This is a genomic window from Candidatus Schekmanbacteria bacterium, from assembly GCA_003695725.1.
Lineage (GTDB): Bacteria > Schekmanbacteria > GWA2-38-11 > GWA2-38-11 > J061 > J061.
Genome location: RFHX01000030.1, coordinates 1 through 11,854, shown reverse-complemented (window position 1 = coordinate 11,854; position 11,854 = coordinate 1). Strand labels below are relative to the sequence as shown.

Here is an 11,854-nt window from a genome sequence, read left to right as displayed (position 1 = left end):
TTTTATATTTCGGAAAAGACAGTGCGCTATATTTCAGGAGGCGAGATATACATAAAAAAGGGAAAAGTTGTTTGGTATTTCTATCCTGCAAGTGAGATTTTTCTGCGAAGTCCTGTTGTTAGCGACCGACTCAAATGTCTTGGCAAGAAGCGGTATGAATTTTCGCTTCAAGGAGATCCACTATAAATAGCATTTTTATCTTTCAAGTTCTCAACCAATTCATCTTGAGGTGAGTTTTTCTGTTCAATGATCAATCCAATAAAAATATTACGGCTCATTTTGAATCGACTGAAACTGCCATATCATAAAAATCATAATGCCGATTACAACGGCTGACACTAAACCTACCCTCTGCGTCATAGATGAGTTGTATCAACCAAATTCGTGGAAAAGTCATTTCTCATCGCATATTGGTGAACTTGCCTACATAGTTCATTACCGGAAGAATAGTTAGTTGTATCCTTCAAAAGAGAGAGGGGAAATAAAGATATTTTATCCCTTGAAATCTTTGGCTTGATAAATAAATGCCTCGAGCCGATTCTCTGTGCCTGTATCGTCCATTCCATCGAATGAAATATTGAGCCAAGGAATATTTCCAAAATCCTCGCTGAGTTTTTTTGATATGGCTGTTACCACTGTGCCCGGCAGACAGCTGAAGGGTATTGCATTGATAATCCCCTTTAATCCTCTTTTTGCAAAATCGATTGCCTTACCAACGCTCAGTATTGCTTCTCCATCGAAGGAAGGGTCTAAATATTTTTTGCTCTGCTCTATCAAGGTTTCTGTAGCCGGCTCATCTCCATTTTCAAGAAAGCCTTCAAAGGTTTTGTAAAGTTTGTGTTCAAGGAGCTTCTGAATCCTATCCTTCGTATGGGTTTTCAGTAAATTCTTATATTGTTTCCTGAATAGCTTTCTCTTCTTATAGACATAATTGCTGTACAGGAACCATTCACTCAAAGGTGCTACCCATGCTTCACCGCCCAATTCTTCAACTTTTTTCACAATATTTTGATTGGCAAAACGGTTACTGCGAATATAGATTTCTCCCACAATTCCAATTTTTGGTTTTTGTCCATTTTTCTTTTCAACCTTTATTGCTTCGAATTCTTTTCTGCAGATTTCAAGAGCTCGCGCAATGTCTCCGTTGCATTTTAGTATATTGGTTATATACCTTAAACAATGCTGATAGACCTCATCGGTTTCACCTTTATTTATTTCATAAGGACGAGTTTCCCTTGCGGCTTTTTCGAGGATATCGATGGCAATGATTCCTTCCCATGCAAGAAGGTCAAAGTCTTTTCCGAATACTTCGTCGCTATAGGATTTTTCGGGTTCTAATGAATAGATGGGGACATTTTCGTATCCGTTTTCATCTAAAAGGAGACGCTGAAACTGGTGATACTGTCCAAATCTACAAGGACCTTCTGCCGACGGCATAAAAAAGGCTATTCTTTCCGGTGGGAGACCCGATTTTTTGATTGTTTTGAAAAGGTCTCCTGTTGTCAGGATACAGGGATAGCATTCCTTGCCTGATGTGAATTGTCTTCCAAGTTGAACAGTTTCATCGTCGGATTCCTCGATGACTTCGGCATCTACATTATTATAATTGAATGCCGACTTGATAGCATAGGCGTGGTCAGTCATATTTGGAATAAAGATGGTATGTTTTCGATTTTTTAGGTGTTTTAGTATCATTTGTCTTGCGCGAACAGAAGCAGGAGTTTTCTGTTTATAGTTTTCAAGGCTGTCGAGGAAAGCCTCACATCTTGTAATTACGCCTGCATCTGCGCTGTGTTCATCGATTTCTATCTGCAGATAGGGTTTACCTTTCATAATGTCGGCAAAGAAGTGACTGATGAATGAATCTGGTCCGCATCCAAAATTGGTAATATAAACGGCGAAGAGGTTTGGATGGTTTCTAATATATTGCGCCGCAGAGAGAATCCTTTGTCCTGACTTCCAATACATATTCGGATGATAAGGAGATATGTCTGTGCTGTTCAACGGGAGAAAATCCATCGGAATTGTCCTTACCCCAAGGGAGCAAAGTTTTTCAGGCAATCCTAAATTGATTGACGAATCAAATCCATTGTAAGGCCTGCTTACGATGACAAGAGCTTTTTCGTCTTCTTTCAATGAGTCGAGGAATTTTTTGCCTAAATTAGCAAGGTTTGAATAGAATCTTTTTTGCACATCCATAGCAACCCGATAAGCTTGCAGATAGTCATTGAGTGAAACACCGAGTTTTTTTCCTATTTCTTTGAAGGGTTTGCTAATCTGGTTGTCTGTGCCTTGAAGATGAAATACTGGCTGAAGCAGATCGATATTTTTTTTATCAAGGTTCAATGAAGCATTGATTATGTAAGGTGATGCCTGCACATAAGGGCAGGTATGATTTTCGCGAAAAGACTGATTTTCTCTGAAAAGACTTATAACACTTGGCAGAAAAAGGTAATCTATATCCTTTCCCAACAAATCCAAGATATGTCCATGCGCTACTTTGATGGGAAAACAGGTTTCTGCCGCAACATTTTCAACACCTCTTTCTATGATTGATTTGTTTGTAGGAGATGAGAGAACGACTTCACAACCAAGCTCTTCGAAGAAGGCTTTCCACATAGGAAACAATTCATAGAAATAAAGAATTCGCGGGATACCCACTCTTTTTCTTTTTTTCTTGGGCATACTATGAATGCCTGAGTTTAGAAGATATTCTTCTCTGAGGTTGAAGTAGTTTTTTAAATTTGTGTCTTTCTTCTTACGGTCTACATCATATTTTTCACACCGTGAACCGTAAAAGAGCGGTTTTTCGCCTTCCATCTTAATCATTCTGATTTCACAAAGATTGCTGCAATCTTTACATTCGAAGGTTTTAACAGTGTATTGCCGTTTGGAAAGGTCAAAGCCCTTAAAAGCGCTCTTCTCAGGAGCGTTTTCTTTTGCAAGGAGGGCGACTCCTATTGCACCAGTTACATCGTGATGAGGAGGCACAGTTATTTTTTTATTGAGCACCTTCTCGAATGCCGCAATTACGCCTTTGTTATATGCTACACCCCCTTGAAAGAAAATCTTATTCCCTATTTTTCTGTTTCCAACCACCCGGTTTAGATAGTTATAGACTATGGAATAAGAAAGTCCTGAAACTATGTCTTCTCCTGCTGTTCCCTTCTGCTGTTGATTGACAATGTCTGATTCGATGAAAACTGTACATCTTTCACCAAGTTTGACAGGCGCTTTTGACGAGAGGGCAACTTTGCTGAAATCTTCCTTGATATTTACATTGAGCTTTTCTGCTTGCTCCTCGAGAAATGATCCGGTGCCTGCTGCGCAGACTTTATTCATCTCGAAATCGGAAACAACACCGTTTGTAAGACTGATGTATTTCGAATCCTGTCCCCCAATTTCAAAGATCGTATCAACTTCGGGGTCAATAGCTGCCGCCCCTTTTGCCTGAGCCGTTATTTCGTTTCTAACGATGTCAGCGCCAACTAAATCTCCTGTCAAATATCTTCCTGAACCTGTCGTTCCAACAGCTGCAACTTCTACATAATCGCCTACCTCATTACCAATTTCTTCAAGTCCTCTGCGTACTGCCTCGATAGGTCTTCCAGCTGTCATCAGGTAGCGGCGTGCCACTACTTCTCCATTTTCATCTATTGCCACTACATTTGTGCTTATTGAACCGACATCTATTCCAAGGTACACCTTTATTTTCCCATTTCCATTTTTGGCTTTTTCTTCGATTGGATAGCGATAGTTTGGATTGTGAAGATAAACACTTTTGTCCAAACTCAATGGAGGCAAATGTTTTGATTCAAGTGCTGTTAGTTTTTCATTCAATTTTTCAAGTTCTTCTTCACTTATATACCTTATATTTTCATCTTTCTCTTCAAAGAGAATCAGTGCTGATCCAATTGCGCCTGAGACTGAATTGTATTTGTGAACTATGAATTCTTCTTCATTCAATTCTAAGATGTCGCGGAATGCCTTTACCATTCCTCTATTGCTTGCAACTCCTCCTTGAAAAACAACGGGCTTGATAAACTCTTTGCCTCGGGCAATATTGCTTTTGAAATTTCTTGCAACGGCGTAGCATAGACCTGCTACAATATCGTAATCAGGGGTGCCAATCTGCTGGAGATGAATCATATCGCTTTTTGCAAAAACGGAACAGCGGCCTGCAATTCTGGGCGGCTTTTCTGATTTTAAAGCCAACTCTGAAAACTCATCTTCAATGGAAATTCCTAGGCGATTCGCCTGTTGGTCTAAAAAGGAGCCGGTACCTGCGGCGCAGATTGTATTTGTTGCAAAATCAGTTATCTTAAAGCCATTGCCGTTGATTGTATTTTCAATGAGAATCAGTTTCGAATCTTGTCCCCCCATTTCTATGATTGTTTTTGCCTCGGGGTAGAAGTGCGCTGTAGCTTTTGCCTGTGCAACTACTTCGTTTAAAAAGAAGACATCGAGAGCTTTGCTGATTAATTTTCCGCCGCTGCCTGTTGCAGATAGGGCTATTTTTGAATTGGGAGACAAAGATATGGCTTCCTTTAAAATTTCTTTTGCTGTAGATATTGGATGGCTGTGAAAGCGGCGGTACCAAGTTTTGATTATTTCTTTTTTTTCGTTGAGAAGCGCTACATTAACAGAAATCGAACCAATATCTATTCCCGCGAAATAACACCCTTCTCCATCCTTACGAATCATAGCCAGATTCCCCTCCCTTGCAATGGAGACAGAGAAAAAATTAAAATATAGAAAAATAGAATAAAAAAGCTATATAAATAATAAGTAAGTTAGATTATTATTTCAATAAATTCATCTGTCAAATCATATCTTTCAAAAAAATTAGTTTTCAAAGGATCTATCCTCATCACTCATTGTTGAGCTTGACTGTAAAGACCATATTGATTTGTGATAAATTTCTATTTCATAGATTCTTCAATGGGGGTAAGAGAGAATAACCACTCTAAATCACCACTCTATACGATATGATTTCTAAATCCACGATTTTGACAATAAAAATTGTCTCTCTTGACAAATTGCGTATATAGTAGTTATTTAAACAAGCAAAAATTATTATTGATTATTTTTCACTTTAAATGGACTCATATATAAATGACAACGAAGGAAATTATCCAAAGGGCATGGATTTTTAAAGGCACTGTCAGACGGTATTTTCTTGTCCGTTTCAAGAAAAGATATGTTGAAGAGCAATTGAAGAGAAGGCGAGGAAAATGTCTTCAGTGCGGCAAATGTTGTGAAATGAGCTTTAAATGTCCATTGCTTGATAAAAGCGGAAATCAACTTTCGTGCAGAATTTATAAGAAAGGCAGACCGCTAAGCTGTCGTCTTTTCCCTATAGATGAAAGAGATATTGAAGATGTAGGAGGAAGGTGCGGTTATTATTTTCAATATTGAATTTTTGAAAAAAATAAATTAATACTTGACAAAAATATTTCGATATATGAACATATGTTCAAATATAGTTAATTGCTTTGATCAAAATTATGGCTAATAAAATAAAAAAGAAAGAAGAAATAGATTTGTCTGATTCCCAATGCCAAACTCATCTTATCGATAAGGATAAGGTGGAAAAGGCTTCGAGAAAGATGCTTCTTGATACAGAAGTGATAGAATTGGCTGAATTGTATCGGGCATTGGGAGATGCGACAAGGGTTAAGATTCTTTATGCCCTATCCCTTGGAGAGTTTTGTGTATGTGATATTTCAAGCCTTCTTGGTATGAGCCCTTCTGCTATATCTCATCAATTGAGAATTTTGAGGTCATTGAGACTGGTTAAAAATAGACGAAAAGGGAGAATCATTTATTATTCTTTGGATGATGAACATGTTTTGAATCTTTTTGAAGAAGGATTGAAGCATATAGAACACGATTAATTTTTTTTGCTCTCAATATATGAAGAATTGTTCATATAATCAATTTTACAAATATGATAGAGGTAAAAAATGACGCAGACATTGAAGAAAAATGAAGTTATAGCAAATCCCATAAATGGAAATGATTGCAGAAGATGTGAAAAGCGCCTTGAAGAGAAGCTTTCAACAATCAAAGGAATAAAAGAGGTATCCTTTATTGATAATTCGGAGAGTATAAAAATTGTCTATGATCCAAATCTCATTGAAGTCAATTTTTTGAGAAACATAGTAAAAAAAGAAGGCGCTGAAATAGAGAAGCGCTTTCGTCACGATACATTAGAGTTGGAAGGACTCGATTGTCCAGATTGTGCGGCAAAATTAGAAAGCGCAGTGAATAAACTTGAAGGTATCGATTGGTGCTCAGTAAACTATGCCGCATCGAAGATGTATACGGAATTTAGACATGATGCAGTTTCCCTTTCAGAAATTATCTCTGTCATCAAATCATTCGGCTACCGTGTAAAGGATGCAGGATATTCTATAGCAAGCCGCAAAATGACATTCAATGTTAGAGGAATGGATTGCGCGGACTGCGCAGTAAAGCTTGAGCGCCAACTTAGCAATCTCGAGGGAGTGGAAGATGCTTGGGTAGATTTCAATCTTTCAAGAATGACAGTGAAATACAGTGAAAAAGCAGGAATGATAGATAAGATAATGCATCTTGTGGACAGGGCTGGATATACTGCATTTCCACTTTCAGAGCAAACAGAAACAAGCACATCTATTTGGGGATGGATAAAGAACGACAGGAAAGCCGTAACCACTGTAATATGCGGCATTCTAATAGCGCTTGCATATGTTTTTCAGTTTCTCGGCATAGAGCCTGCAGAGATCGGATTTTATGCCGCTGCAATGCTGGTTGGAGGCTTCTATGTTGCTCGTGCCGGAATAAGCGCCCTGAGATATAAGACCATAGATATGAACTTCTTGATGACTATCGCAATTTTGGGCGCAGTATTCATAGGCGAATGGGAAGAAGGCGCAATGGTAGTCTTTCTCTTTTCTCTTGGTAATGTGCTTCAAAACTACACAATGGATAAGACCAGAAATTCCATTCGTTATCTAATGGACCTTTCACCTAAGGAAGCTCGTATTCAACGCGGTGAAAATCAGATTTCAGTGCCTGTTACTGATGTAAAGGTAGGTGAAATAATGATAATTCTGCCCGGCGAAAAGATAGCAATGGATGGAAAGGTTGTGAAGGGAGAGTCAGAGGTAAATGAAGCATCGATAACAGGAGAGTCTGTGCCGGCGGAAAAAAGAGAAGGAAGCGAAGTTTTTGCAGGCACCATCAATGGGTCAGGCACTCTTGAGGTTGAAATTACAAAGCCCTATGAGGAAACTACACTATCGAAGATTATTCATCTCGTAGAGGAAGCGCAGGCGCAGAAAGCACCTTCTCAGCTTTTCATTGATGCCTTTGCGAAGTATTATACGCCCACTGTTATTATCTTTGCGTTCCTGATAGTTTGCGTACCGGTCCTTCTATTTGGAGCTGATTTCAATACATGGTTTTATAAGGGATTGATGCTTTTGGTTATCGCTTGTCCCTGCGCCCTTGTCATTTCAACGCCTGTATCGATCGTCTCTGCAATAGGAAATGCATCTAAAAACGGAGTTTTGATAAAGGGTGGTGTTCATCTTGAAGAAGCAGGAAGAGTGAGAGCTATTGCCTTCGATAAAACTGGCACTCTCACCAAAGGACATGCGGGAATTACGGATATCATTTCTTTGAGCGCAATGAATGATACTGACATCCTTAAATATGCTGCTTCCATTGAACAACGCTCAGAACATCCCATTGGAAAGATAATAAAGATAGAAGCGGAGTTGATGGGACTTACTCTTTTTAAAACCGAAAAATCTAAAGCGCTTACTGGATTGGGTATGCAGGCAGAGATTGACAACAAGATGTATTACATAGGAAGCAGGCGGCTTATTGATGAAAAAGTAAGCTCTTTGAGCAAGGAAGCAGACGAGATCGTTTCAAGACTAGAGTCGGAAGGTAAAACTGTTCTCTTTGTTGCTGATTCTGATTCTGTTTTAGGGGTTATTGCCCTTAGGGATATGATTAGAGAGGACAGCGCGCAGGCAGTATCCGAGCTCAAAAAAGCTGGTATCAAAGAAGTTGTTATGCTTACTGGGGACAATCCAAAGACTGCTGAAGCAGTTGCCAATCAGATCGGGATCACAGAGTGCAAAGCTCAACTAATGCCGCAGGATAAAGTTTCTGTTATCAAGCAGTTAAAAGAAAAATATAAATCCGTTGCAATGGTTGGTGAGGGAATCAATGATGCGCCTGCTCTTGCCGCTGCAGATGTAGGTATTGCAATGGGGGTTGCAGGAACCGATACAGCACTTGAAACAGCTGATATAGCTTTGATGTCTGATGATATGCTCAGAATCCCCTATACTATGAAGCTGAGTAGAAAGTCGCTTGGAATAATAAAAGCAAATATTGCTATATCCCTTATCGTAAAAGCTGTGTTTTTTGTCCTTGTATTTGCAGGGCTTGCAAACCTTTGGCTTGCAGTCTTGGCTGATACAGGTACATCACTTGTAGTTATTCTTAATGGAATGAGACTGTTGAGGTTTGGCAAAAGAAGAAAGGACGAAGTTAATGAAGTAAAATCTCATGCCGAGGAATGCGCCGACGCATGCGATTGCGGGCATGACCACGACCATTCAGGACATGACCATTCTTCGCACAGCCATGAAGGACACGATCATGACCACGAACATAGCCATGACCACGACTCTCATAGCCATTCAAGCCATACTCATAATGATGAATGTGGTTGCGGACACGACCATTCTGCACATTCTATGCACAATCATAACAACCATAAGGACCATGATCATCAGGAAGAACATCAACATTCCTCTCATAAAAACGATGGGCATAATCACAGCCATAATGATCATGGCAATGAACAGAAGTATGGAGAAAACAGGAAGCCGTCTTGCGATTGCGGACATGAACACTGAATGAATGTGTAAGGTGAAAACGGCTTTTCCCCCGAATGGTGCCGCAAATTACCATCTTCGATATTTTTTTCACAACTAAATCTTTTCAAAATAAATTTTGAATTCTTTTTTTATCAGCGATTATTACTCAAACCGAAATTTCTGGATATAAAACGCCAAGTTAGGTATAAGTGATTCAAAAATTTCTTCGTAGATATGGATAGTTATTCAAAAATGAGTCAACTGAACCAAGATAAAGAGAAAATTGTAAATTTAATAGAGCAAGTTTCAAGAGAGCTTATTTCTCTTAGCCATAAGATTCATAAAAATCCTGAGGGCGGTTTCAAAGAAATAAAAGCGTCCAAATGGCTTTCAGACTTTTTGAAGAAAAAAGGCTTCAAAGTAAAGAAAGGAGTTTGTTCACTGCCAACGGCATTTTCAGCTGAATTTAAGATAGGCGTCGAGAAAAAGAAGAGCCCTTCTGTGGCATTCATAGCAGAATATGATGCCCTTCCGGTTATAGGTCATGGATGCGGGCACAACATAATAGGTCCTGCAAGCTGTGGTGCCGCTTATGCCGTTAAAAAGGTCCTGTCTGAGAAAAAAATTCCGGCTGTCATAAAAGTTATAGGCACTCCTGCAGAAGAAGGAGGTGGCGGGAAAGTTAAAATGATAGAGAAGAATTTTTTTAAGGATATAGATGCGGCAATGATGATTCATCCTGACATTAAGACAAGAGTGCGAAGTGAGTTTTTAGCAAACAGGCAGGTTAAATTTCATTTCTATGGTAAATCCTCTCACGCCGCGGCATCTCCTCACGAAGGAGTGAATGCCCTTGATGCAGTTATACTTACATTCAATAATATTAACGCATTGAGACAGCAGTTGAGGGAAGATGTAAAGGTGCACGGCATAATTACCGACGGCGGTGTAAAGCCGAATATCATTCCTGATTATGCGTCCTGTTGGTTTTATGTAAGAACAAGGGAGAAGAAGATACTGCCACAAGTCTATAAGAAAATTTTAAACTGCGCTTCTGCGGCGGCAAAGGCAACAGGATGCAGAATAAAGATAGAAGAGGATGAGATAATTTATTATCCGATGAAGCATAATGAATGCTTGGAAGATGTTTTTAGGGAAAATTTGAAAATCTTGAAGGAACCAGAAAACTTGAAGGATATAAGAGGCACAGGCTCGTCAGATATAGGCAATTTAAGCCAAATAGTGCCGACTATACATCCGAATATAAAGATAGGTGAAGGATTATCAGGAATACATTCGGAAGAATTTTGCCGTGCGGCAATTTCCAAGTCGGCAGATGAAGGACTTTTAAAGGGCGCGAAAGCCCTTGCAATGACTGCTTATGATATAATAGTCTATCCTGAAAAGTTGAAGAAAATAAAATCAGATTTCAGAAAGAAAAAATAGATTAATTGGATTTATTACAAGCAATAATTCTTGGAGCAATTCAGGGACTCGGTGAATTTCTTCCCATTTCGAGCTCTGCCCATTTGGTGGTAATTCCTAAAATTTTAAAATGGCACGATCAGGGGCTTGCCTTCGATGTTGCGCTTCATATGGGCACACTTGCGGCAGTGCTTTATTATTTCAGAAAAGAAGTTATTAGCATTGCTTCCTCCTTTTCAAAAGGGATCATCAGACTTTCACCATTTGAGGAAGCAGATAGCCGTCTTGGTTGGTGCGTTCTTTTAGGTACTGTACCGGGTGCTGTTGCAGGATTTCTACTTGAGAAAAAAGCGGAAACGGTCTTCAGAAATCCTTCTCTCGTGGCGATGGCAATGATTGTGCTTGGAGTAATACTTTTTTTTGCTGACAGAAGGTCTAAATCAATTGTTTCAGTAGGTGAAATATCATTTCTTTTTGCCTTATTAATAGGGCTTTCACAGGCATTTGCCGTAATTCCCGGGGTATCTCGCTCAGGGGTTACAATTTCCACAGCGCTCTTTTTGAATATGAAAAGAGACGATGCAGCGCGCTTTTCATTTCTTCTCTCGATTCCAATCATTGCAGGCGCAGGCTTCCTGAAGGCAGGCGAGCTTTTAAGGGCGGATTTTTCAGCGGCGCTTTTAGTAGGGATTGTGTCTGCCGCAGTCTTTGGTTTTTTGAGTATCAAATATCTTATTGCCTATGTGAAAGTGAGGACATATCTTCCCTTCGTCATTTACAGGTTGATATTTGGTATCGCAGTTCTTTCGTGGTTTTATTTTTAGTATTTTGAAGTAAAGCTATGTGCTTAATCATCATATGGTAAGGAGAGTCGGAATAGAATATTCGTGATAGTAACCATTATGATGTCGTCAGAGGCATAATATGTGCCATCATATGACCATTCAGTCCCTTTTTCAAAATTGTATGTTCCGTCTATTGTTAATTGGATGGGGATTTTTTCTCCTACATTGGCACTAAGTGATAGAATTGTATAAGTGCCGAAACCACCGAGTTCATCTAATCTATTCTTGATTTCAACTGTTGATTTCATTTTGCTCGGGCTTTTCATTGTAGCAGTCCAGGTAGCAGTAAGAGTGTTACCCTCATAGTAAGCACTTTCCGAATAAAAGAAAGGGACAAGAGTTTCTGTAACGAAGGTATCGGTAGTATCTGTTATAATCTCTTGCCATTCATTTTGATAAACAATTTGATTGTAAAATGCAAAAATCAATATACAACATAATCAAAAAAACAATATTTTTGAAAAAAATAAGGAATAAAGAGGAATTATTTCAATGATATATGATACAAATTGGCTATTATTGAAAATTTTGATTAGGATTCTAAATTGGTGAATAGTTATTTTGCGAGCTGTAGTCCATAGCTTTCTTTTTTTGCTGTCTCATTGAAGTAATAAAAATTTATTGAAACAATAAATCTGACTTTTTTAATAATAATTGAATTTCATTACTCTCTGAAAAGGTTATAAAAACTTTCGATTT

8 protein-coding genes are annotated in these 11,854 nt (G+C 38.8%); 6 read left to right on the top strand and 2 right to left on the bottom strand.

Annotated elements, in window-relative coordinates:
• The coding region (locus D6734_01220; protein RMF97838.1) for a hypothetical protein at positions 1-186 on the top strand (186 nt) is incomplete at its 5' end.
• Between the two features lie 306 nt (positions 187-492).
• Here D6734_01220 and D6734_01215 read toward each other — a convergent pair.
• Positions 493-4,704 carry a CoA activase gene (locus D6734_01215; GenBank protein RMF97837.1) on the bottom strand — a complete coding sequence of 1,404 codons (4,212 nt, stop codon included), beginning with the start codon at positions 4,702-4,704 and terminating at the stop codon, positions 493-495.
• A gap of 411 nt (positions 4,705-5,115) precedes the next feature.
• Between D6734_01215 and D6734_01210 the strand changes: the two genes are divergently transcribed.
• From D6734_01210 to D6734_01190, 5 genes are all read left to right on the top strand, one after another.
• The gene (locus D6734_01210; protein RMF97836.1) at positions 5,116-5,418 is read left to right on the top strand and encodes a hypothetical protein; all 303 of its coding nucleotides are present in this window, start codon (positions 5,116-5,118) and stop codon (positions 5,416-5,418) included.
• Positions 5,419-5,519: 101 nt separating this feature from the next.
• A complete protein-coding gene (locus D6734_01205; protein RMF97840.1) occupies positions 5,520-5,897 on the top strand; it encodes a transcriptional regulator in 378 nt (125 codons plus the stop codon).
• A gap of 423 nt (positions 5,898-6,320) precedes the next feature.
• Positions 6,321-8,924 carry a cadmium-translocating P-type ATPase gene (gene cadA, locus D6734_01200; GenBank protein RMF97839.1) on the top strand — a complete coding sequence of 868 codons (2,604 nt, stop codon included), beginning with the start codon at positions 6,321-6,323 and terminating at the stop codon, positions 8,922-8,924.
• Positions 8,925-9,119: 195 nt separating this feature from the next.
• A complete protein-coding gene (locus D6734_01195; protein ID RMF97835.1) occupies positions 9,120-10,331 on the top strand; it encodes a M20 family peptidase in 1,212 nt (403 codons plus the stop codon).
• 5 nt (positions 10,332-10,336) lie between these two features.
• Positions 10,337-11,134: an undecaprenyl-diphosphate phosphatase gene (locus D6734_01190; protein ID RMF97834.1), complete on the top strand. Its 798-nt coding sequence runs from the start codon at positions 10,337-10,339 to the stop codon at positions 11,132-11,134.
• A gap of 23 nt (positions 11,135-11,157) precedes the next feature.
• Here D6734_01190 and D6734_01185 read toward each other — a convergent pair whose 3' ends face one another.
• On the bottom strand, positions 11,158-11,583 hold the full coding sequence (locus D6734_01185; protein ID RMF97833.1) for a hypothetical protein: 426 nt from the start codon (positions 11,581-11,583) through the stop codon (positions 11,158-11,160).
• Between the last annotated feature and the right edge of the window lie 271 nt (positions 11,584-11,854).

Coding starts and splice junctions, on each gene's coding strand:
- D6734_01215 (RMF97837.1), bottom strand. CDS start 4,704: ATGATTCGTAAGGATGGAGAAGGGTGTTATTTCGCGGGAATAGATATT.
- cadA (RMF97839.1), top strand. CDS start 6,321: ATGTATACGGAATTTAGACATGATGCAGTTTCCCTTTCAGAAATTATC.
- D6734_01210 (RMF97836.1), top strand. CDS start 5,116: ATGACAACGAAGGAAATTATCCAAAGGGCATGGATTTTTAAAGGCACT.
- D6734_01195 (RMF97835.1), top strand. CDS start 9,120: ATGGATAGTTATTCAAAAATGAGTCAACTGAACCAAGATAAAGAGAAA.